The sequence below is a fragment of the Sphingomonas sp. DC5200-1 genome (assembly GCF_049897245.1).
GTDB lineage: Bacteria > Pseudomonadota > Alphaproteobacteria > Sphingomonadales > Sphingomonadaceae > Sphingomonas > Sphingomonas aquatilis.
Genome location: NZ_JAFCVW010000001.1, coordinates 240270 through 263822, shown reverse-complemented (window position 1 = coordinate 263822; position 23553 = coordinate 240270). Strand labels below are relative to the sequence as shown.

Sequence of the window (23553 nt, the reverse complement as noted above, 5' to 3'; positions counted from 1 at the left end):
CCGGTGCCCGCAACCCATTCCACCATGACGCCCGCCCATAACGAAGCGTCATAGGCTGCTTTCGCGACCGCGTTGGTCGACGGGATCGTCAGCGTTGCGCGACGTTGTTCGACCGGTCGCGGTCGGGCAGCTTATGGTCGGGGTCGAGTTCCGCCTTCACGACCGTTCCCGCGGGCACGGAGACTGCGGTCGATGCCTGACGGATCCAGGTCTCGGCGGGCAGGCGGACATCGCGCGTCGTGCCGTTCGCATAGGTCACGCGTAACGTCGCGGGCATCACCAACCGGTCGCGCGACGTGACCCGGACGAGCGGCGTCCCGTCCTTGGCCGTTTCGATCCCCGTCACGGCGAGATCGAGCTGCCAATTGTGTGCGTACCAGCCGTTCCACCAATAGGACAAATCCTCGCCCGCCTCACTTTCCATCGCCCGGAAGAAGTCCGCGGGCTGCGGGTGGCGATAGGCCCAGGCGGCGATGAACCGGCGGAAGGCGGGGTCGAAGCGGTCCGGCCCCAAGATCTGTTCGCGCAGCAGGACGAGGCCCAGCGCCGACTTGAAATAGGTGACCGGGTGCCGCCACTTTTCGATCACCGTGTCTGCGCGGGACAGGATTGGCGGCGCGGTAGGATCGGCCAGGACGTGGAGGATCTCGTCGACCGGATTGCCGCCGCCTTCGGCATATTCGCTGTCGCGCTTGGGCGCATATTCGCCGCGGTTGAAATCGTCCGACTGATAGACGTCGATGAACGTGTTAAATCCCTCGTCCATCCACGCATGCCGCCGTTCGTCGAAGCCGACGATCATCGGAAACCAATTGTGCCCGATTTCGTGCGCGGTGACCCAGAATAGCTCCTTGCCCGCATCTTCGGGCGCATCGAAGACGATGCCGGGATATTCCATTCCGCTGGTCGGGCCGGCGACATTGATCGCGGCCGGCCAGGGATAGGGATACCAGCGTGCCGAGAAGCGCTCGACCGTATCCTTCACATATTCGGTCGATCGGCCCCAGCGCGCGGTGCCGGAGCTTTCGGCGGGGTAATAGGACATGGCCAGCGAAGTCTTGCCGTCCGGCAGGCGAATACGGGCCGCATCCCAGGCAAAGGCGGGCGAGGCCGAAAACGCGACATCGCGCGTATTCTGCATGCGATAATGCCAGGTCAGCGTGCCGGTGTGTCGCGGCCGCGACGCCGGGTCGCCGATCTCGGCGACGCTGCGGATCGGCACCGTTGTGTCGCTCCGCCGCGCCGCATCGAGCCGCGCGGCCTGCGTCGGGGTCAGCACCTCGCGCGGGTTCATCAACTCGCCGGACCCCGCCATCAGCATCGATGTCGGCAGCGTCACCCAATAATCGAAGTCGCCATATTCGAGGTAGAATTCCTGGGCGAGATACGGCGCTGTGTCCCAGCCGCGCACGTCGTCGTACACCGCCATGCGCGGATACCATTGCGCGATATCGTAAATCTCGCCGTCGCGCGATCGTCCCCAGGATGTGCGCCCGCCCCATTCCCCCGGGATGGTGTAATGGTAGCGGATCGTGACCACGGCCTTCGCATGCGGCGCAAGTGCGGTCGGCAACCGCAGCTGCGCTCGCGTATCGCTGACCAGCGGCGTGACCGACACGGCCTTGCCGCTCCCGACCGCAACGCCGACCGCATCCAGCGTCATCCCGTCGGTATGGCCACCCGCCGCACCGCCACGCGCCATCCCGCCGCGCGAGCCGGGCTTGTAGAGGTTCTGATCGATCTGCAGCCACAGGACGTCGAGCGTATCGGGGCTGTTGTTGGTATAGGTGATCGTCGCCGTCCCCGCGATCGTCTTGGCGACGGGATCGAGCGTCACGCGCAATTGATAATCGGCGCGATTCTGCCAGTAATCGGGGCCGGGCAGCCCGTTCGCGCTGCGATAGCGGTTGATCGGCTGCGCCATATCGAACGGCGCGAACGTCTCGCGCGGTTGATAGTCCTGTGCGCTGGCGGCCGTGGCGGCCAGCGCGATCAGGAGCGATGCGGGCCTCAACGGTCGAGCTTCGGCATCACGCGTTGTGCAACCAGCGCCTCTTCCGCGGCACAGCCCTGCGGCCGGGGCGTCGCGGGATCGGCGCGCAACCGGTCGAGTTCGGCGCGGGCGGCGGCCAAGTCCTGTTGGAATGCCGGCTTCGTCCGCACCAGCGCCATCGTCGCGCTCGCCGACAGCATGCCGCCCTCGACCGCGCTTTCGTTATGCGCGCCGCAGACGAAGCGGCTGTCGCCATAGGCCCGGCCGCGCCGCAGGATCGGCCCGGCGCGATCGGGCGCCAGCTCGGTGAGGATCAGCGCCCAGGTCCATCCCCATGTCGTATGCCCCGATGGATAATCGTAACTGTCGGCAAGCTGCGCGATGGGTTGGCACACCGGCCCCTTGTCCTGGTGATAGGGGCGGGCGCGGCGATAGTAATTCTTGGCGGTGTTGGTCTGCGCGGCCGTATCCGCACCGGCGCGCGAAATCAGGCGCAGCGTCAGCGGTGCGGTTTCCGGGGTCAGCGCGACGCCGACCGCGCAGCTGAAGTCCCGCATCAGCGCCGGCCGCGAGGTATCGGCGTCGTTCGTCGCGAGCTGCCACCGCGGCGTGCCGACCAGCTTGCGTGTCGCCCGGAAGATGATCCGGTCGGTCTCATAGCGGGGATCGCCCTTGCGCGGCGCCGGTTCGAGCACATGCGTCACGTCGAACTCCCCGGCGCTGAGATAGCCGGGCGTGTCGCTCTTCGCGGTGCTGCCCCCCGCCGCAAAGGCGACGAGCAGGCCGCTCGCGACGATCGCGGCAGTACGGATGGGACGACGGGTAACGGGCGAGGGGAGGATGTCGATGGGGATGACCGCACTCGGCTGTGAGACTCGGCGGTGACTTTGTATCATTCACGCCGGCTCCACAACCGGCTGCGATCATGCCGACGGCTGTTCGTCGCTACGGCGTCGCGCCGCGCGCCGCTCGATCCAGGCATACAGGCTGGGTAGCAGCAGCAACGTCAGGATCGTCGAGGTGATGATCCCGCCGATCACCACGGTGGCGAGCGGCCGCTGCACCTCCGCCCCCGCGCCGGTCGCGATCGCCATCGGTACGAACCCGACCGAGGCGACCAGTGCGGTCGACAGCACCGGCCGCAACCGATCGTGCGCGCCTTGCCGCACCGCATCCTCGACCGGCAGCGGATCGCCCTCGCGCCCGTCGCGCAGCGCGTTGATATGGTCGATAAGGACCAGGCCGTTCAGCATCGCGATCCCGGACAAGGCGATGAAGCCGATCGCGGCGGTGATCGAAAAGGGCATGCCGCGCAGCCACAGCGCCAGGACGCCGCCGGTTACGGCAAAGGGGATGCCGGTGTAGACGATCGCCGCCTCGCGCACGCTGCCGAGCGCCGCATAGACCAAGGCGAAGATCAGGATCAGCGCCACCGGCACGACGATCGACAGGCGTTTCTGCGCCGCTTCCAACTGGTGATACTGGCCACCGAACTCGATGCGATAGCCCGGCGGCAGCTTCACCTGCCCGTCGATCGCGGCTTTCGCCTTCTGCACATAACCTTCGAGATCGCTGGTCGACAGATTGACCATCAGCGCGGCCCGGCGGTTGGTGTCGTCATGCAGGATCGGCTCGACGATCCGAGTCTGTCGCAGCCGCGCGACCCGCGACAAGGGCACCATGCCATATTCGCCGACCCGCAGGGGCAGCGCGAGGATTGCCGACGGATCGGCGCGCAGGCTTTCGGGCATGCGGATCACGATGGCGTGGCGCGCGGGGCCATGCGGGATGAAGCCCACCTCCGCACCGGCGAGCGCGTCGCGGATCGCGTTGTTGACCTCCTCGGCGCCGAGATTGAGGCGGATCAGCGCGTCGCGGTCGAGGTCGACGACAATGCTCTTCGGGCGGCCGGCCGTTTCGAACTCGACGCCCTCGGTGCCGGGCAGTTTTTCCAGAATGGCCTTCGCCTTCGCCGCCGCCTGCTCCAGCCGGTCGTAATCGTCGCCATAAATCTTGACCGACACGTCAGCGCGGACGCCCTCCAACATTTCGTTGAAGCGCATTTCGATCGGTTGGGCGAATTCGAAATTCTGACCGGCGTAGACGCGGCGTGCGACCTTTTCGATCCCGGCGATCAGCTCCTGCTTCGTGCGCGGCATGCCGTCGCCGGTCGGCCAGTCCTTTTGGGGGCCGTAGAAAATATACAGGTCGTTCTCGTTCGGCGGCATCGGATCGGTCGCCACCTCGCTGGTGCCGATGCGCGAGAAGGTGTGCGTGACCTGGGGGTAGGCACGGCGGATCGCGGCCTCGGTCCGCTGTTCGATCGCCAGGCTCTCTTCCAGCGACATGCCGACCGGGCGATAGACCATGGCGGTGATCGCGCCTTCGTCGAGCTGCGGGGTGAACTGCGATCCCAGCGTCTTGAACACGAGGAAGGTCGCAGCGAGCAGCGCCACCGCCCCGATCACCAGCAACACGGGATGCGCCAGCGCCCGGTTCAGCGCGGGCGTGTAGACGCGCTCCGCCAAGCCGACGAAACCCTTGCGATGGTCGTCCTCCGCATCGGCAGCGGGGGAGCGGAGCAGCCATGCCGACAGAGCGGGAACGATCGTGAAGGTCCACGCCAGCCCGGCGACGATCGCCAGCATCACCGCCTGCGCCATCGGCTGGAACAGCTTACCCTCGACCCCGCCGAGGCTCAGCACCGGCACATAGACCAAAGCGATGATCGCGATGCCGAAGAAGGTCGGGCGCGCGACCATCTGCGCCGCATGCGCGACGACGTCGCGGCGGTCGTCCGCCGTCAGCGCCTTGCCCTTTTCCCGGCGGCGCACGGCCATCAATCGCAGGCTGTTTTCGACCACCACGATCGCGCCATCGACGATCAACCCGAAGTCGAGTGCGCCGAGGCTCATCAGATTGCCCGACACGCCGATGGCATGCATGCCCGACACGGTGACGAGGAAGGCGAGCGGAATGACGAGCGCCACGATCAGCGCTGCGCGCCAATTGCCCATCACGAGCAATAGCACGAGCGCCACCAGCAGCGCGCCCTCGCCCAAATTCTTCTCGACCGTGTGGATGGTGCGATCGACCAGATCGGCGCGGCTATACTGGCGATCGATCACCATGCCCTTGGGCAGCGCGGCGCGGATGCCGGGCAGCGCGTCCTCGACCGCCAGCGCGGTTTCGCGGCTGTTCTGCCCGACGAGCATCATCACCGTGCCCAGCACCGTCTCGCGCCCGTTCTGCGTCGCCGCACCCTGTCGCGGGGCAGCGCCGATCACGACATCGGCAAGGTCGCGCACCTGCAAGGGCAGGACGCCGGCGGCGAACTTGACCGGGATCGCGCCGATCTGCGTCGCGTTCAGCACGCGCGCGTCGGTGCGGATGGTGAAGCGTTCGGGCCCGCGCCGGATGATGCCGCCGCCCGCATTCTCGACATTCTTCGCCACCGCCGCGGCAAGCTCGCCGGCGGTGACGCCGTGCAGCCGCAGCCGCACCGGATCGGGCGAGACGACGAACTGTTCCTCCAACCCGCCGTTCGAATTGACGTCGGCAACGCCCGGCACCGCCCGCAGCATCGGGCGGACGGTATATTCCTGCGCCTCGTACAGCTCCATCAGCTGGCGCTGCGCGTCCATGCCCGCTGGCGGGCGGCGCCATTCGAGCGTGTAGTAATAGATTTCGCCCAGACCGGTGGTGATCGGGGCGAGCTGCGGTGTGCTGCCGGGGGGCAATTGGTTCTGCACCGCCGTCAGCCGTTCGGTGACGAGCTGGCGCGCCTTCAGCTGATCGGTGCCGTCCTTGTAGAGCAACGTGACCTGGCTGAGCCCGGTCTTGGTCAGAGAACGGGTCTGGTCGAGCCCCGGCTGGCCGCCCATCGCACGCTCGATCGGCAGCGTCACCAGCCGCTCGATCTCCTCGGGCGCCAGCGCGGGCACCTGCGTGTTGATCTGCACCTGCACACCCGTGATATCGGGGATCGCGTCGATCTGCAGGTTGATGAACGACCACAGACCGGCCGCGGCGACCAGGGCGGTGACGAGCGCCACCGCAAGCCGGTGGTGCGTGACGTAATGCAGCCAGCGGTTCATCGCGCCAGCGGTTCCCCGCCGTTGAGCGCGCGCAATTGCAGCAAAGCCTCCAGGGCCTCGCGCCGGGTGTCGAGCATCGCGTTGACCGCCTCGACATAGCTTTGCTGCATCTGGGTGTAGGTGGTCAGCGGGATGGCGCCCAACCGGTAGTTGCGATCGGCATCGACCGCCGCCTGAGCAAAGCGCTTGGGCGTTTCGCCGTCCCATTGCGCCAGCGCCTCACGCTTCGCCGCATATTGCGCCGCCTGAGCGAAGACGTCGCGCGCGATCCGGCGTTCGGCATTGATCAGCGTCGCATTGGCCTGCGCCTGCCGGCCCTGTTCGACCGCGACCTCGCCCGCCTGACGGTTCCACAGCGGAATACTGGTCGACAGGCGGACACCATAATTGGTTTCGCGGATGTCGGATCGGGCCCGGTCGTAATAAGGGCCAACGCTGACGGTCGGGATACGCGCCTTCTTCGCCAGATCGACGCGCAGCCCCTGCTGCTCGAATTGCGCACGCAGCGCTTTCAGCTCGAAATTGTTCTCGGACGCGCGGTTCGCGAGCACCTGACCGGAGGGGAGGGCCGGCAGCGTCATGTCGGGGCGGACGATGCGGATGCGTGCCGCGAAGGGCGCGCCGCGCAGCTGGTTGAGTTCGTAGAGGATCGAATTGGCCTCGGCATCGGCCGTCGCGGCGGTGCGCTCCGCGCCGATCGCGCTCGCCACCAGCGATGCAGCCTCCAGCTGCGGCGACGGCCCGGCCGGATCGCGCGAGACGATGACCTTCGCCAGCGTCCGCATCCGCCCGGCGACCTCGCGCGCGGCAGCGGCCTTTTCGTCCGCGGCGAACAAGCCATAGCCCAGCGAACGCGCACGCGCGGCGAGCGTCGCGTCGAACTGCTGCAACCCGATCCGTGCCAGTGCCACCTGCCGGTCGGCGATCGCCCGTCGCAGCGCGATACGCCCGCCGAACTCGATCGGCTGAACGACCGACACGGCGTAGGTCAGCCCTTCGCCGGTGACGGCGCCGCTGGTGACGTCCTGTGCGCGACGCTGGCCGAATTCCACCACCGCTTCGGGATCGGCCCAGCGCCCAGCCGCATCGCGCTCCACGCCCGCCGTCTCGATCTGCCGCTGGTAGAATTGCCGTTCGGGATTGTGGGTGACGACGTCCTGCGCCAGCGCATCGAGCGATAGCGCAGTGGATTGGCCCGCCGCAGGCGACGCCGCAACCATCAGACAGACGCACGCAACGGTCCGCATTGCAAACTCCGGATTCCTGTTGCCCGGCTGGTAGGCATCGGCGCGGCCAGGTGTCGACTAAATCAGGGTTTATTTTCAGGGACCGATCGATGTTTCGCAGAGCGTCCGTTCTCCCGCCGAAGCGTGGGGAGCCCTCAACGACGCGCACGCGGGTCAAACCTAAATTGCTATTCAGTTGACCCCGACCCAGCCGCCCGGCGATCAGACCGATCATGGCGCGCATCCTGCTTATCGAAGACGACGACGGCACCGCCGACGAGATAAGCCTCGAGCTGACGGCGAGCGGCCATGACGTCACGCGCGTCGCCGCACTGGAACCGGCTCGCGCGCTGTCGGCCGGCGAGCCCTTCGATCTGCTAATTCTCGATCGCCAGCTGCCCGATGGCGAAGGGCTGGAGCTGCTGTCCGACCTGCGACGGAACGGCCAGCGCACGCCTGCGCTGGTATTGAGCGCGCTGGGCAGCCTGGACGACCGGGTGCGCGGCCTGCGCGCGGGTGGCGACGATTATCTGCCCAAGCCCTTCGCGCTGGTCGAACTGATCGCGCGGGTCGAGGCGCTGCTGCGCCGGCCCAACGATACGCGCGCGACGCGGTTGATCGCCGGGCCGCTGGAACTGGACCTGCTGGCCGGCACCGCGACGCGGGCCGGACGCCCGCTGGGCTTGCTGCCGCGCGAACTCAAGCTGCTCGACTATATGGTCCGACGCGCCGGACAGATCGTGACCCGCGCGATGCTGTTGCGCGACGTCTGGGGCTATAGCTTCGAACCCGACACCAATGTGGTCGATGTCCACCTCGGCCGCCTGCGCCGCAAGATCGATGGCGAGGGCGAGACACCGATGATCCGCAACGTGCGCGGCCAGGGGTATGTCCTTGACGCGCCGCTTTGATCCGCGCACCCGATCGACGTGGCGCTGGGGCGGGGCGCTCGCGGCCATGCTGGTTGTTCAGTCGCTGGTGATGACCGCCGCCTTCTGGATGCTTGCCAACGGCAGCCATCGACGCGCGATCGAACACGCGCTGGGCGAGGATTGCGCCTTCTTCGCCTTGACCCCGGCGGAGGAGCGGCCCGAGGAATTGCGCGAGAAGCTGACGCGCGACATTCATCGCGATCGGTTCCTGGGGCTGTTCGACGCGCGCGGGCGCCTGATCGCGGGGAACATCGCGCGCCTTCCAACCGCGCCGTCGAAGGGCCGATCCTTCATCGCCGACCTCGCGCCGACGGAATTGCCCGGCAAGCATAGCGACGAAGCGCGCGTCATGGTCTGCCCCATGCCCGATGGCACGCGATTGCTGACCGGTATCGACCTCGACGATACCGAAGAGGCGCTACAACTGATCTGGCAATCCTTGCTGCTGGGGCTGGTGCCGGGCGTGCTGCTCGCGGTCGCCTTCGGCTTCGTCGCCGGGCGCCGCGCTGCGCGGCAGGTGGATACCGTCCGCCGCCTGACCCAGCAGATCGTGTCGGGGGATCTGGAGCAGCGGCTGCCCGTCGCCCCCTATCCCGACAGCTTCGGGCTGCTGTGCGCGCATATCAACACAATGCTCGACCGGCTCCAGCAACTGGTGGGCGACGTGCGCGGGATCGGCGACGATATCGCGCACCAGATGCGGACCCCCCTCACGCGCCTGCGCGCCCGGATCGATCGGGGGTTGCGCGATGCCGCCGATCCCGCGGCGTTCGCCGCCGTGGCGGATCAGGCGCTCGCCGAGATCGATACGCTGCTCGGCATCGTCAGCGCGCTGCTGCGCCTGCGCGAGATGGAGGATCATGCCCGCCGCAGCCGCTTCGCGCCGGTCGATCTCGCGCATCTGGTCGACGATGCCTGCGATCTGTATCGCCCCGCCGCGGAGGATCGCGGCCTGACGCTGCTTTGCTCGATCGCACCGGTGCCGCCGGTCGAGGGCGACGCCAGCCTACTGATGGAGGCGATCGCCAATCTGATCGACAATGCGATGAAGTTCGGCCCGGCGGGCGGGACGGTTCATGTCTCGGTCGGGCCGCTGGACGCGGGCGCGATCGTCTCCGTCGCGGACGACGGCGAGGGGATACCGGACGCCGATCGCGCCTTGGTGACCCAGCGCTTCTATCGCGCTCGATCCGATGGCGGCGGCGCGGGGCTGGGGCTCAGCCTCGTGAAGGCGATCGCAGACCTGCACGCCTTGGACCTCCGCTTCGCCGACACGGGCAGCGCGGTGTCGCTGGTTGTCAGGTAACGCCGGCCGGGGTCGCAGCTATCGCGCGGGCTTGTTCTCGACCGGCGGCACCGGCGCCCAGCCGAGGCCCAGCGCCTTTTGCAGCGAGACGTAATCGCCGGTGAGCGCCGCGAGGCCCGCCGACAAATTCTGCTCTGCCGCGACGCGCTGGCGTTCTGCATCCAGCGTGTCGATCAGCGTCGCGGTGCCGGCGCGAAACCGCTGCTGCATCAGGCCGGCCGCGCGATCGGCGCTGGCCTTGCTCCGCATCAGGCTCGCCACCGTTTCACGACGGCGGCCGAAGCGCGACAGCGAATCCTCCGCATCGCGCAGCGCCCCGAGCACCGCGCCCCGATATTGCGCCTCCGCCTCGTCGCGCTGGCCCTTGGCCTGATCGACACGCGCCCGGCCGCGGCCGAAATCGAGGAAATTCCATTGCAGCATCGGCGCGGCGATGCCGAGCAGCTTGTCCGGGCTGATGTCCGACAGGCGTGTGCCGCCGAGGCCGATGAGGCCCAAGATGTTCAGCCGGGGGAAGCGCACGGCATCGGCAATGCCAACCTGTGCGGTGCGCTGAGCGAGCTGGCGTTCGGCAGCGCGGATATCGGGGCGGCGTTGCAGCAGCGCGGCGGGATCGCCGACCGCTACCGAGGCGGGCGGCAGCGGCACCGGGGTGGGCGCCGTCAGCTGGGCGTCGAGCGCGCCCGGTTCCTGCCCCGTCAGCACGGCCAGCGCGTTGAGGTAGCTTTCGAGTTCGGCCTGCAACGGCACGATCTGGCCATTGGTCGCCTCGAGCTGCCCGGTCAGCCGCTCCACGTCGAGCGCGGAGGCGGCGCCCTGATCGAACCGCTGGCGGGTGAGGTCGAGCATGCGCTGCTGCATCTCGGCCGAACGGCGCGACAGCGCGATCCGCTGCTGCCGATCACGCAGCGCGACATAGGCGTTGGCGACATCGGCGGTCAGGCTCACCTGCGCATCGGCGACATTGGCCTCCGCCGCCTGCGCCTGCGCGCGCGCCGCTTCGACCTGTCGGCGCTGGCCGCCGAACAGATCGACCTCCCAGCTTGCGTCGAAGCCGAGGTTGTACAGGTCGACCGCGCTCGCGCCGGTGTCGCCCTTACCCGTCAGGTCAATGCCGGGGATACGGGCATGCGCATAGACGGCCGAGGCGTTCGCGCTGGGTGCCTGATTGGCGCGTTGCAGCCGCAGGCCGGCGCGGGCCTGACGCAGCCGGGCCTCCGCCACCGCAATAGTGGGATTGCCCGCCAGCGCCTGTTGCTCGAGCGCGGTCAGCGTCGGGTCGTTCAGCTGCGTCCACCAGTCGGCGACGGCCGGCGCAGCGTTGATGGTCGCAGGCCCCGCCCGCTTGAAGCCGGTGGTGCCGGTCGCATCGGCGAGCGTCTTCGGCGGGCCCGCATAATTGGGACCGACGGTGCAGGCGCCGAGCAGCAGCGCCGGGACGAGGAGGGGGAGGGTACGCATCAATCGCCTCAATGCATCGCCGCCATCTTGCCTTGCGGCAGGGGGCGCAGGAACAGGACCAGCGGCACGACACAGCAGATGCCGACCGACAGCAGCCAGAACAGATCGTTATACGTCATCACCAGCGCCTCGCGCTGGATCGTGCCGCCGAGCGCCCTGAGCGCCGCAGCGGGATCGCCCAGCGCCCGCCCCGTGGCGGCAAGGTAGGATTGCAGGTCGATCGAGTTGGCGTTCAGCGTCTCGTCGATCCGACGCGCATGCAAATAGCTGCGCTGGTCCTGCAACGTCGCGATGCCCGCGAGCGCGAACGACCCGCCGATGTTGCGCGCGGCGCTGAATAGCCCCGCGGCGTCGCCCGCCTCCGATGGTTTGACCGACGCGATCGCCGCCTGGTTGAGGAATACGAAGCCCAGGATCGTGCCGACACCGCGCAACAGCTGCGAATCGGTGAAGGCGCTGCCCACCGAGTCCGCCGTCAGCGTCGTGTCGAGGTGACAGCTCATCGCCATCAGCAGCAGGCCCGACGCTACCGCCAACCGGATGTCGAGATGCCGGATCATGATCGGCACCAGCGGCATCATCAGCAGGCTGGGGATGCCGCTCAGCAGCACGACCTTGCCCGATTGCAGCGCGTTATAATCCGCGATCGCCGCGAGGAACTGCGGGATCACATAGCTGCTGCCGTACAGCACCATGCCGAGCACCAGGCCCATCGTCGCGACGCTGCCGAACTGGCGGTCGAGCAACAGGCGCAGCTTCACCACCGGGTTCTTGGCGATGAACTGGCCTGCAATCAGCATGACGAGGCCGAGCACCGTCAGCGCGGTCAGCTTGATGATGAGCGCCGACTGGAACCATTGCTCGCGCTGCCCCTCTTCCAGCACGACCGTGAGGCCGCCCAGCCCAAGCGCCAGGCCGGCGATACCCAGCCAGTCGGCCTTCAGCAGCTCTTCGAGATGCGCCTTCTGATGCGGCAGGCCGACGAGCAGCAGCACGAGCAACACCGCACCGACCGGCACGTTGAGGAAGAAGGCGTAATGCCAGCTGACGTTTTCCGTCAGGTATCCGCCGATCAGTGGGCCGAGCACGGGGCCCAGAATGGCGGTGACGCCGAACAAGGCCGTGCCGATCGGCTGCTGCGATCGCGGCAGACGGGTCGCAATTATCGTCATCGCGGTAGGGATCAGCGCACCGCCGGTGATGCCTTGCCCGGCGCGGCCGACGATCATCATGCCGAGCGACGTCGACAGGCCGCACACGACCGAAAAGCCGGTGAACAGGATCGAGGCGATCAGGAGGAAGGTGCGCAGGCCCAGCACCCGCTCCAGCCAGGCGGCAAGCGGAATGATGATGATCTCGGCGACGAGGTAAGATGTGGCGATCCACGTCCCCTCCGTCCCGCTCGCACCGATCTCGCCCTGGATGACGGGGAGCGCCGAATTGACGATCGAGATGTCGAGCGTCGCCATCAGCGCGCCGAGGCTTCCCGCCGCGACCGCCAGCCACGCGCCGAGGTCGGCCCGCTCCGGCGGCGCGTCGGCGTCCCGCTTCGGCGGCGCCGTGTCGGCGGGGAGCGTCGCGCTGCTCATTGCGCCCGGCGTTCGTTATGCTGGTCCTGCTCTTCGCGGATGCGCTTCACCGCACCCTTGGCCGAGCGTGTGTCGACCGTCACGTCGGCAGACATGCCCGGGACGAGCAGGGCGCGCGTTTCGGGGCCGGCATCGATCGCGATGCGAACAGGAATGCGCTGGACGATCTTGGTGAAGTTGCCCGTCGCATTCTGCGGCGGCAGCAGCGAGAATTGCGCGCCGGTGCCCGGCGACACGCTCTGCACGTGGCCCTTGATCTCGACCCCCGGCAGCGCATCGACCTCCAGCGTCACCGGCTGGCCGACCCGCATCAGGCCAAGCTGCGTTTCCTTGAAGTTCGCCTCGACGTACAGCTGCTTGACGGGGACGATCGACATCAGGCGCGTGCCGGCCTGCGCGAACTGGCCGACGCGCACCGTCTTGTCGCCGACGCGGCCGTCGATGCTGGCGCGCAGCACGGTCGCCCCCAGGTTGACGTTGGCCGCGGTCAGCTGCGCCCGGCTCGCTTCGCCCTGGGCGCGCGCCTGCTGCACTTGCGCCTGCAGCGTGCCGACGCGACGATTGGCGCTAGTCAGTGCCGCCTGCGCAGCGGCGACCTGCGAATCGGCCTGACGCGCCTGATTTAGCAGCTGCGACAAACGCTCGCGGGTCTCGGCACCCGACGCGGCGAGCGGTTGATACCGGGCCACCTCGGCATGCGCGAAGGCGGCATCGCTGCGCGCCGCGGCCAGATCGGCCTGCGCCTTGGTAATGGCCGCCTGCTGTTCGCGGATCTGGGCGCGCACGCCCTCCGCATTCGCCCGCGCGACATCGATTTGCGCCTCGACCTGCGCGGCCTGGGCGCGATAGTCGCGGGCGTCGATGCGCAGCAACGGCTGCCCGGCCTTAACCGCCTGATTATCAGCGACGAAAACCTGGTCGACATAGCCCGACACCTTGGGCGCGATCGTGACCGCATCCGCCTGGATATAGGCGTCGTCGGTCGCCTGCATGAACTTGCCCACGCTCTGGTAGCGGACATACCACAGCACGCCGCCGATCACCGCGGCGGCGAGTATCAGGAGCAGGATGATCCGCACCCGCGGGTTCTTCAGCGGGGACGGCTTCTTCGTTTCGGCATCGTCCTGCGAGTCGGAATGATCGTCCTGCGTCTGCTCGTGGTCTGCCATGCTCTTCATCTTTTCAGACTGCGTGAGGCGCCTACATGCTCGCACTTGCAGCATAGCGCAAGACCATTTAATGAGGGTCCTCATATATGGACTGCACCGAAAACCTCGCCTCCGACCTGTTCAGCCTGTTCCTGCGCATGCACCGGATGATGAACAAACGCCTCGCGGAGCAGGGTGCGTCGCTGGCACGCACGAAATTGCTGCTGTTCCTCGACCGGCGCGGCCCGTCCCGCGCGGCGGACATCGCGGATTTCTTCGATCAGGCGCCGCGCACGGTGACCGAGGCGATCGACGGGCTGGAGCGCGACGGCCTCGTCGTCCGGCGACCGCATCCGCACGATCGCCGCGTCAAGCAGATCTCGATCACCCAAGCGGGCGGGCGCGTGCTGGGCGAAACCGAACCGCTGCGGCAGGAGCTGATCGGCAGCGTGTTCGGAGCGCTGACCGACGACGAGCAGGCGCAGCTGTCGGTGCTGTTCGCTAAACTGTCCGCCGAGCTCGACGCGCAAGAGGCGCCGGCTACCTGACGCACAATCCGGGCTATTTCCTTCCGATCCGGCCCGTGTTACGCTCCGTTCGTCGCGCAACGACGCGATCGACAGGAGAGGTGCTATGGACCGGTACCAACCGACCTTGTGCCAATGCGGATTCGGAATCCTGTGCTGCGCCAGCGGCATGGCGGCTTCGATCTGCGCGGTGACGTTCCTGCTGCTCGGCTGACCGCCGGCAGCGTCATGGCCGAAGCCTTCGCTGCGCGTCAGCAGCAACGGCCGCCGTTGCGCCCGCCGTACCGGGCTTGCTGCCGGTCGCGAAAAAACGCGCTTTTGCTCATGACCGGCCGGTCCGGATGCGCCGCCGCCATATGCGCCCGGTATGTCTCGTAGGACGGCATGCCCACCAGCAGGTGCAGCGCATCGCGGAGCGTTTGGAGCGTGCGTGTGATCGTCACGCCGCGGCTCCCACGGTCGCCGGAAGTTCGCTGACCGACGGCGCATCGATCCGTCGCGCCGCCAGGCACGTGCGAATGCCATATGCCACGATCGAGACGACCACCGCCAGGAACAGCGCGCACAGCGCGGCGTCGATCCGGTCGTTCATCACGATCCGCTGCATCTCGGCTAGCGACTTCGCCGGCGCCAGCACCTCGCCGCGCGCTGCCGCATCGGCGAAGCGGCTGGCATGGGCGAGGAAGCCCACGCGCGGATCGGACGCGAACAACTTCATCAGGCTGGCGGTGACGGTGCAGAGCACCAGCCAGCTCGCGGGCAGGATCGTGACCCAGGCGTAGCGCTGCCGCTTCATGCGGAATAGCGCGACCGTCGCCAGCGTCAGCGCGACCGCCGCGAGCATCTGGTTCGAAATCCCGAACAGCGGCCACAGCGTGTTCACGCCGCCCAAGGGATCGGTGACGCCTTGATAGAGGAAGAACCCCCAAGCCGCGACGCACAGACCCGTGCCGATCAGCCCCGGCACGATGGACGTCGCATTCCGGAAGCTCGGCACCGCCAGCCCGATCAGATCCTGCAACATGAAGCGCCCGGCGCGGGTGCCGGCGTCCACTGCGGTCAGGATGAACAGCGCCTCGAACAGGATCGCGAAATGATACCAGAAGGCCATCATCTCACGCCCGCCGATCAGCCGGCTGAAGATATGCGCCATGCCGACCGCCAGCGTCGGCGCGCCGCCAGCGCGGCTGATGATCGTCGTTTCCCCGACATCCTTCGCGGTCGCGGCGATCGTATCCGCGCTGACGGCAAAGCCCATCTTGGTGACCGCGGCGGATGCGCTGGCGGGATCGGTGCCGACGACCGCGGCGGGGCTGTTCATCGTGAAATAGACGCCCGGATCGATCACCGATGCCGCGACCAGCGCCATGATCGCGACGAAGCTTTCCATCAGCATCGCGCCATAGCCGATGAAGCGGGCATCGCCCTCGCTCGCGATCAGCTTGGGCGTCGTGCCGCTGGCGATCAGCGCGTGGAAGCCTGACACCGCGCCGCAGGCGATGGTGATGAACAGGAACGGGAACAACGACCCCGACCAAACCGGCCCGCTGCCGTCAATGAACTGGGTCAGCGCCGGCATGCGTAGCGGCGGGGCGACGACCACGATGCCGATTGCGAGCGCGGCGATCGCGCCGATCTTGAGGAAGGTCGACAGGTAATCGCGCGGCGCGAGGAGGAGCCACACCGGCAGCAGTGCGGCGATGGCGCCATAGCCGATCAGTATCCAGCACAGCTGAACCGGCGTATAGGTGAACCACGGCGCCAGCGTCGCCGACTCCGCGACGTTTTGGCCATAGACGATCGCGAGGATCAGGCCGACCAGGCCCAACAGCGACACCTCGCCGATCCGCCCCGGCCGGATCCAGTGGGTATAGACGCCCATCAGCAGCGCGAGCGGGATGGTGGCGGCGACGGTGAACAGGCCCCAGGGGCTGCCGGCGAGCGCGCGCACGACGATCAGCGCCAGCACCGCCAGGATGATCACCATGATCATGAAGGCGCCGAACAGCGCGATCGTGCCCGGCACCGCGCCCATTTCCATGCGGATCAGCTCGCCGAGAGAGCGCCCGTCACGCCGCATCGACAGGAACAGCACCATGAAGTCCTGCACCGCCCCCGCCAGCACGACGCCGGCGAGCAGCCACAGCATGCCCGGCAGATAGCCCATCTGCGCCGCCAGCACCGGACCGACGAGCGGCCCCGCGCCGGCGATCGCCGCGAAATGATGGCCGAACAGCACGCGCCGATCGGTGGGGACGAAATCGAGTCCGTCGGGATGACGCACCGCCGGGGTGGGACGGGCGGGGTCGATACCGACGATCTTGGCGAGATAGAGCGCGTAGAAGCGATAGGCGATCAGATAGACGGAGACCGCCGCGACGACGATCCAGACGGCGTTCACCGCCTCGCCCCGCGCCGTCGCCACGACGCCCAGCGCCGCTGCCCCGACCAGTGCGAGGATGATCCAGCCGATCCTGCTAGCGATGCCCATCGTCCCGTCTCCCTTTGCGGGAGATGCGTAGAGGGCGAGGGCAGGAGGGGCAACCGGCAGGCGCGTTATGATGCGTTACAGTCGCCCCACCCACACCGTCACCCCGGACTTGTTCCGGGGTCCACTCCGCGGCGAGGGGCAGACAAAAGGCTCGAGCGTTGCCCTCGCCGCCCGGTGGACCCCTGAACAAGTCCGGGATGACGAGGATGTTGCGGCGACCGCGCCGTCTCACCCCACCCGGTTCGCCACTAGGTCGTCCACCACCGCCGGGTCCGCCAGCGTCGACGTATCGCCCAGGCTCGACACATCGCCCTCGGCGATCTTGCGCAGGATGCGGCGCATGATCTTGCCCGATCGCGTCTTGGGCAACGCGGGCGCGAACTGGAGCTTGTCGGGCGTCGCGATCGGCCCGATCTCCTGCCGCACCCAGGCGACCAGCGCCTTGTGCAGCTCGTCCGAACCCTCGCGGCCGGCGTTCAGCGTCACATAGGCGTAGATGCCCTGACCCTTAACGTCATGCGGCATGCCGACGACCGCGGCCTCCGCCACCGCCTCGTGCAGGACCAGCGCGCTCTCGACCTCGGCAGTGCCCATCCGGTGACCGCTGACATTGATGACGTCATCGACCCGGCCGGTGATCCAATAATAACCGTCCGCATCGCGGCGGCAGCCGTCTCCGGTGAAATAGCTGCCCTTGTAGGTGGTGAAATAGGTCTGGAAGAACCGCTCGGCATCACCCCACACGCCGCGCATCTGCCCCGGCCAGCTTTCGGTGATGCAGAGGTTGCCCTGCGCTTCGCCGACCAATGGGCTGCCCTGATCGTCGACCAATTGCAGCATCACGCCCGGCAGCGGCTTGGCGGCGGAGCCTGGCTTCATAGGCACCGCACCGGGGATCGGCGCGATCATGATGCCGCCCGTTTCGGTCTGCCACCAGGCATCGACGATCGGCGCCCGGCCTTCGCCGACGACGTCGTGATACCAGCGCCACGCCTCTGGGTTGATCGGCTCGCCGACCGACCCCAGCACCTTGAGCGAACTGCGGTCGGTCCTGCGGACAAAATTGTCGCCCTCCTTCATCAGCGCGCGCAGCGCCGTCGGGGCGGTGAACAGCGTATCGACCTTATGCCGATCGACCACCTGCCAGATGCGGCTGGCGTCGGGCCAAGTCGGCAGGCCTTCGAACATCACCGTCGTCGCCCGGTTCGCGAGCGGCCCATAAAGAATGTAGGTGTGGCCCGTCACCCAGCCGATATCGGCCGCGCACCAGAAGATCTGGCCGGGTTTGTAGTCGAAGGCGATCTGATGCGTAAGGCTCGCCCACAGCAGATACCCGCCCGAGGTGTGCATCACCCCCTTGGGCTTGCCGGTCGAACCGCTGGTATAGAGGATGAACAGCGGATCCTCGGCGTCCATCTCCTCCGCCGGGCAGTCGGTGCCGACCGCCGCCGCCGCGTCGTGATACCAGACGTCACGGTCACTCATCGGCACATCAGCGCCCGTCGCCTTGACGACGATGACCTTTTCAAGGCTGGGCGCGCGCGCCGCCGCTTCGTCGACGCAGGCCTTCAGCTTGATCCGCTTGCCGCCACGTCGGCCTTCGTCGGCGGTGACGACGATGCGCGATCCGCAATCCTCGATCCGGCCCGCCAGTGCGTCCGCCGAAAAGCCCCCGAACACTACCGAATGGATCGCGCCGATCCGCGCGCAGGCGAGCGCCGCATAGGCCGCCTCCGGGATCATCGGCATGTAGAGGGTAACGCGATCGCCCCTGCCGACACCCTGGCTCTTCAGCACGTTGGCGAAGCGGCAGACCTCGGCATGCAGGTCGCGATAGGTGATGTGCCGCGCCTCTTCGGTCGGCACGTCGGGTTCCCAGATGATCGCCACCGTGTCGCCATGCGCGGCCAGATGCCGGTCGATGCAATTGGCCGCGACGTTCAATTTGCCGTCGGCGAACCATTTGATGTGGAAATCGGCCTCGGCGAACGACCAGTCGCCGGCGATCGTGGGCGTCCGCGTCCAATCGAGGCGCTTGGTCGCCTGATCCAGCCAAAAGCCGCCGGGGTTGCTTGCCGCCGCCTCGTACAGCTCGGCGTAGGTCTTGGCGTTGAGGCTGGCGTTAGTCCAATCGCCGGTGATCGGGTAGATTTCTGGATCGGTCATCACGCTCCCCAACTCAAAACCGCGGGCACCTCCCGGGCGCCCGCGGCACTGCTTACCGATGCATCTCGCCCGGCGCCAGCCGTAGCGTCAGCGGCCGAGGAAGGTCAGCAGATCGTTGGTCAGCCGGTCGCCATGCGTGGCGAACAGGCCGTGCGGCGCGCCGTCATATTCGACCAATTGGCTGTCCGCGATCGCCTCCGCCGCGGCGCGGCCGGTGGCATCGATCGGCACCGTCACGTCGGACGTACCGTGGATGATCAGCGTGGGCACGCGGAAGGCGCCGAGATCGGGGCGGAAATCGGTGTGGCCGAACGCCTCGGCGCAGGCGAGCGTCGGCTTCAGTCCCGCCTGCATCGCGGTCGCCGTCGCCGCATCCAGCACCGCATCGCTCACCGGATGGCTGATCACGCCCACGCCGAAGAACTGCTTGAAGAAGGTGCTGCGGAAGAAGTGCGCCCGATCCTTCTGAATGTTCTCGCCGATCTCGGCCAGATCCGCCTCGGCGACGCCATTCGGATTGTCCTCGGTCTTCAGCATATAGGGGACGACCGATCCGACCAGCGCAGCGGCGATCACGCCCTTGCCGCCATGACGGCTCATGTAGCGCGCGACCTCACCACCCCCCATCGAGAAGCCGACCAGCGTCGCGTCGCTGTCCGCGCCGGTGGCGGCCATCACGTCGGCGAGATCGTCGGCGAGCGTGTCGTAATCATAGCCACTCCACGGCTGCCCCGACCGTCCGAACCCACGCCGGTCATAGGCGATCGCGCGAAAGCCCGCGTCCGCCAGCGCCATCATCTGCGGGTCCCAGCTGTCCGCCGATAACGGCCAGCCATGGATCAGGATCACCGGCCGGCCCGAGCCCCAGTCCTTGACGTAAATATCGGTGCCGTCGCGCGTTTTGATATAGGGCATGGCGATCATCCTTTCAGGCAATGCGCTGCCCCAACGAGGCGGATCGGGCGGCCGTTCCGCAACTTAGATCACATTTCCGAGTAACCGCCCGGATAGCCGTCGGCGGCCGAAGGGGGTGGCGCCATCGGGTCCGGCCTGTCAGGATCGGCCGCGACAAGCGCCGGAATGGCGGAGTGGAGACGGATATGACGGTGAGGGTCAGGGCATCCCTGTTGGCAATGGCGATCGCGGCGACGGTATCGGCAGGCTGTTCGCGTGGCGCCGCGCCCGCCGCCAACCAGACGGCCACCGCGCCCGCGCCGAAGCCCGTCGCCACCCCCAGCAACTGGGTGCGCTTTCGCGATGGCTTCATCGAAAGCTGGTTCCGGATCGATCCCGCCTTCGCGGTGTATGAAGGCCGCCACGATTTCGATGGTCAGCTGCCCGACTGGAGCGCGGCGGGGCTGAAGCGGCAGTCCGAATTCCTGCACCAGACGATCGATCGCGCCAAGGCGTTCGGCGATGCCGATCTGTCGCCGCAGGACCGGTTCGAGCGCGACTATCTGGTGCGCGTTGCGGAGGGCAAGCTGTTCTGGCTCGACGACGCCGACCAGCCGCACACCAACCCGGCCTATTATGTCGGCGGTGGCCTCGACCCCAACGTCTATATCGCCCGGCCCTACGCGGATGCACCGACGCGGATGAAGGCGGTGATCGCCTTCCTGCAACGCGTGCCGGCGGCGGTCGGCAACATCCGCGCGAACCTGAAGACGCCGATGCCGCTATCGTTCGTGAATTACGGGGTGGCCGGCTTCAATGGTTTTGCCGATTATTACGGCGGCGACGCAGTGAAGGCCTTCGCCGATGTCGACGATCCTGTGCTACAGGAGCAGCTCAAGACCGCCTCCGCCGCCGCCAGCGAGGCAATGCGCGGCCTCGGCACGTGGCTGGCGTCGCAACGCAGCAGCGCGACGCAGGATTTCGCGCTCGGCGCGGATCGCTTTCAGCGAATGGTCCGCGCGACGGAAGGCGTCGACGCCTCGCTCGACCAGCTCGAGGCCGCGGGTCGCGCCGATCTGAAGCGTAACCAAGACGCACTTACCGCCGCCTGCGCGCTCTACGCCAAGGGCAAGACGATCCCGCAGTGCATCGGCAAGATGAACGCCGACAAGGCGCCCGACGGCCCGGTCGCCGAAGCCCGCCGCCAGATCCCCGAGCTGCGCGCCTTCGTCGTCAAGAACGACCTCGTCACCATTCCCGGGACCGAAGAGGCGAAGGTCGAGGAAAGCCCGCCCTTCAACCGTCAGAATTCCGCCTATATCGATCCCGCCGGGCCGTTCGAAAAGAACGTGCCGTCGGTCTATTACATCTCGCCGCCCGATCCGGCGTGGGACAAGAAAACGCAGGACGCATTCGTGCCGGGGCGCAAGGACCTGCTGTTCACCTCGATCCATGAGGTGATGCCGGGCCACTTCCTCCAGTTCCTGCATTCGAACCGGGCCAAATCGCCGATCGGTCGCCTGTTCGTCGGCTACGCCTTTGCCGAAGGGTGGGCGCATTACGCCGAAGAGATGATGTGGGAGGCCGGCATCGACAACGGCAAGCCCGAAACGCACATCGGCCAGCTCAGCAACGCCCTGCTGCGCGACTGCCGCTTCCTGTCCGCCATCGGCCTGCACGCACGGGGCATGACCCAGGCGCAGAGCCTCCAGATGTTCCGTGAGCAATGCTATCAGGACGAAGGCAATGCGCGCCAGCAGGCGGCGCGCGGCACCTACGACCCTGCCTATCTCAATTACACGATGGGCAAGCTGTTGATCCGCAAGCTCCGCGACGACTGGACCGCCAGCCGTGGCGGGCGAAAGGCGTGGAAGGCCTTCCACGATCAGTTCCTCAGCTACGGCGGCCCAGCCATCCCGCTCGTCCGCCAGCAGATGATGGGCGAAGACACCGCCCGGGCGGTGTTCTGATCGTACCTCGCCCGTCACCCCGAGCTTAACCCGCGCCCCCCCCTGCTTCCGCGCATCGGGTGTATCAGCGGGACCGCGGATCTTCGGCCGGGGTGACGGAATGTGGGTAAATGCCCCACCGCGACCCAAGCCGCGTTCTGAGCCTACAATTCCTCCCTCGCTTCAGTGGGGGAGGGGGACCGTTCGCGCCAGCGAATGGTGGAGGGGGCGTTTCCGCAATCGCTAAGCCCGCCGCATCCTCCCCCTCCGTCAGCTTCGCTGCCACCTCCACCTGGCGGGGGAGGACTGCACGAACTACCGCGACACCTGCGTGCCCGGCTGCTCATCCTCCGCCTCGTCACTGCGCGGATTACGGATCGACGGGCGCAGTCGCGCAAGGCTGCACAGACCCGCGACCAGCGCCAGCCCCGCAGCGACCAACGGCGGCGTCGATGTCGCCCCCACGCCCATCGCCAGCAGGGCCGCGACCAGCGTGGCGCCGGTCGTCTGGCCGACCAGCCGCACCGTGCCGACCAGCCCGCCTGCGGCCGCCGCCCGCTCGCGCGGGGCGGATCCGATGATCAGCCGCGCATTGGGCGGCAGGAACAGTCCGAACCCCGATCCGCACAGCGCCATCCGCCACGCGATATCGACATAGGTCGCGTCCGCCGGCAGCAGCGCGATCAGCGTCAACGCGACGATCGATACCGCCATGCCGATGCCGCCGAGCAGCCCCGCGGGCACGCGGTCGGACAGCCAGCCCGCCAGCGGCGCGACGATCATGTTGGTCAGCGGCCACGGCGCGATCGCCGCGCCCACCGCGGCGGCGCTCCAGCCATAACCGTGCGTCAGCCGGAACGGCGTCGACAGCAGCAGCGTCATCGAAGCGGTGAAAGCGGTGTATGCGCCGATGGCCGACAGCGCGATCACGGGCTTCGCCAACAGATCGACCGGCAGGATGGGCTTGGCTTCGCCACGCTCGCGGCGGATGAACACCCAGCCGATCGCCGCGCCGACCCCGACGATCGCGGCGGAGACGACCGGACTGTCGCCATGTACCGCGCTCTCCGCCCCGGAAATGACCAGGCCGATCATGCTCGCGCACATCACCGCGCCGAGTACGTCGAACGGCTCCTTGCGCGGCTGCGGCGCGGGCAGGGCGCGGCCGAGGACCAGGCTGATGATCGCGAAGGGCACCGCGCTCGCGAACACCCACGGCCATGGCGCGATCCCCAGCACCAGACCGCCCAACGTCGGTGCCAGCGCGGCCGAACTCGACACGACGACCGAATTGATGCCCAGGCCACGGCCGAGCTGCGATGAGGGATAGATCGAGCGGATCAGCGCCGACGACACGCTCAACGCCGCCGCTGCGCCCAACGCCTGCGCTGCTCGCACCACCAGCAGGAACGGCAGGCTTTTGGCGAAGAAGCACAGCACTGTCGCCACGGTGAACAACAGCTGCCCGAACTGATAGGTGCGCTTCAGCCCGAACCGGTCGCCGAGGCCCGCAAAGGGCAGGATCATCATCGCGAGGATCAGCTGGTAGACGGTGACCACCGACACCACCGCACTGCTGCCGACGTGCAGGTCCGTCGCGATCGTCGGCAGCGCGACCGTGGCGATGCCGCCATCAATGATCGTCAGCGCGGTGCCGGCCGAAATCGCCCCGATCGCCACGAAGCGACGGGGCAGGGGCAGGCCATCGCCGCTTTCGCGTGCCGGTGCCTTGCCCGTGGGGCCATTGCCCGGCACAACCGGTCCATCACTGCTC

At 67.7% G+C, this 23553-nt stretch carries 16 protein-coding genes; 4 read left to right on the top strand and 12 right to left on the bottom strand.

Annotated features, from left to right (window positions below):
- Positions 1 to 88 precede the first annotated feature (88 nt).
- From ACP7A3_RS01245 to ACP7A3_RS01230, 4 genes are read right to left on the bottom strand one after another with little or no spacing between them, the layout of a single operon-like run.
- Positions 89 to 2014, bottom strand: a complete 1926-nt coding sequence (locus ACP7A3_RS01245; protein ID WP_426254678.1) for a M1 family metallopeptidase — start codon at positions 2012 to 2014, stop codon at positions 89 to 91.
- Entirely contained in the window at positions 2011 to 2889 is an 879-nt protein-coding gene (locus ACP7A3_RS01240; protein WP_426254677.1) for an acid phosphatase, read from the bottom strand. Before ACP7A3_RS01240 ends, ACP7A3_RS01245 begins: the two co-directional genes overlap by 4 nt.
- Positions 2890 to 2916: 27 nt before the next feature.
- Positions 2917 to 6090 (bottom strand): efflux RND transporter permease subunit, encoded by a 3174-nt coding sequence (locus ACP7A3_RS01235; RefSeq protein ID WP_426254676.1) that lies wholly within the window; start codon positions 6088 to 6090, stop codon positions 2917 to 2919.
- The gene (locus ACP7A3_RS01230; RefSeq protein ID WP_426254675.1) at positions 6087 to 7337 is read right to left on the bottom strand and encodes a TolC family protein; all 1251 of its coding nucleotides are present in this window, start codon (positions 7335 to 7337) and stop codon (positions 6087 to 6089) included. Before ACP7A3_RS01230 ends, ACP7A3_RS01235 begins: the two co-directional genes overlap by 4 nt.
- Positions 7338 to 7549: 212 nt before the next feature.
- On the opposite strand from ACP7A3_RS01230, the gene ACP7A3_RS01225 reads away from it, so the two are divergent.
- Positions 7550 to 8227: a response regulator transcription factor gene (locus ACP7A3_RS01225; RefSeq protein ID WP_426254674.1), complete on the top strand. Its 678-nt coding sequence runs from the start codon at positions 7550 to 7552 to the stop codon at positions 8225 to 8227.
- Positions 8205 to 9554 (top strand): sensor histidine kinase, encoded by a 1350-nt coding sequence (locus ACP7A3_RS01220; protein ID WP_426254673.1) that lies wholly within the window; start codon positions 8205 to 8207, stop codon positions 9552 to 9554. The genes ACP7A3_RS01225 and ACP7A3_RS01220 overlap by 23 nt, the downstream gene beginning before the upstream one ends.
- Before the next feature lie 18 nt (positions 9555 to 9572).
- On the opposite strand, the gene ACP7A3_RS01215 is transcribed toward ACP7A3_RS01220, so the two are convergent.
- Genes ACP7A3_RS01215 through ACP7A3_RS01205 form a run of 3 tightly spaced genes read right to left on the bottom strand, consistent with a single transcriptional unit; the run spans position 9573 to position 13773 of the window.
- Entirely contained in the window at positions 9573 to 11015 is a 1443-nt protein-coding gene (locus ACP7A3_RS01215) for an efflux transporter outer membrane subunit (protein WP_426254672.1), read from the bottom strand.
- 8 nt (positions 11016 to 11023) lie between these two features.
- Positions 11024 to 12604 (bottom strand): MDR family MFS transporter, encoded by a 1581-nt coding sequence (locus ACP7A3_RS01210; protein WP_426254671.1) that lies wholly within the window; start codon positions 12602 to 12604, stop codon positions 11024 to 11026.
- Positions 12601 to 13773, bottom strand: coding sequence for an HlyD family secretion protein (locus ACP7A3_RS01205; RefSeq protein ID WP_426254670.1), 1173 nt, complete (start codon positions 13771 to 13773; stop codon positions 12601 to 12603). Before ACP7A3_RS01205 ends, ACP7A3_RS01210 begins: the two co-directional genes overlap by 4 nt.
- Positions 13774 to 13859: 86 nt before the next feature.
- Here ACP7A3_RS01205 and ACP7A3_RS01200 point away from each other — a divergent pair, with 86 nt between their 5' ends.
- A complete protein-coding gene (locus tag ACP7A3_RS01200) occupies positions 13860 to 14300 on the top strand; it encodes a MarR family winged helix-turn-helix transcriptional regulator (protein WP_426254669.1) in 441 nt (146 codons plus the stop codon).
- Positions 14301 to 14530: 230 nt separating this feature from the next.
- On the opposite strand, the gene ACP7A3_RS01195 is transcribed toward ACP7A3_RS01200, so the two are convergent.
- The 4 genes from ACP7A3_RS01195 to ACP7A3_RS01180 form a co-directional block, all read right to left on the bottom strand.
- On the bottom strand, positions 14531 to 14722 hold the full coding sequence (locus tag ACP7A3_RS01195; RefSeq protein ID WP_426254668.1) for a YbdD/YjiX family protein: 192 nt from the start codon (positions 14720 to 14722) through the stop codon (positions 14531 to 14533).
- Positions 14719 to 16770, bottom strand: coding sequence for a carbon starvation CstA family protein (locus ACP7A3_RS01190; protein ID WP_426254667.1), 2052 nt, complete (start codon positions 16768 to 16770; stop codon positions 14719 to 14721). The genes ACP7A3_RS01195 and ACP7A3_RS01190 overlap by 4 nt, the downstream gene beginning before the upstream one ends.
- A 228-nt stretch (positions 16771 to 16998) precedes the next feature.
- Positions 16999 to 18936: an acetate--CoA ligase gene (gene acs / locus ACP7A3_RS01185; protein WP_426254666.1), complete on the bottom strand. Its 1938-nt coding sequence runs from the start codon at positions 18934 to 18936 to the stop codon at positions 16999 to 17001.
- An 87-nt stretch (positions 18937 to 19023) separates the two neighbouring features.
- Positions 19024 to 19851 carry an alpha/beta fold hydrolase gene (locus tag ACP7A3_RS01180; protein WP_147036614.1) on the bottom strand — a complete coding sequence of 276 codons (828 nt, stop codon included), beginning with the start codon at positions 19849 to 19851 and terminating at the stop codon, positions 19024 to 19026.
- A gap of 218 nt (positions 19852 to 20069) precedes the next feature.
- Between ACP7A3_RS01180 and ACP7A3_RS01175 the strand changes: the two genes are divergently transcribed.
- The gene (locus tag ACP7A3_RS01175; protein ID WP_426254950.1) at positions 20070 to 21800 is read left to right on the top strand and encodes a DUF885 domain-containing protein; all 1731 of its coding nucleotides are present in this window, start codon (positions 20070 to 20072) and stop codon (positions 21798 to 21800) included.
- 294 nt (positions 21801 to 22094) lie between these two features.
- Here the strand turns inward: ACP7A3_RS01175 and ACP7A3_RS01170 are convergent, their stop codons facing one another.
- Positions 22095 to 23534, bottom strand: coding sequence for an MFS transporter (locus tag ACP7A3_RS01170; protein ID WP_063689242.1), 1440 nt, complete (start codon positions 23532 to 23534; stop codon positions 22095 to 22097).
- Positions 23535 to 23553 lie beyond the last annotated feature (19 nt).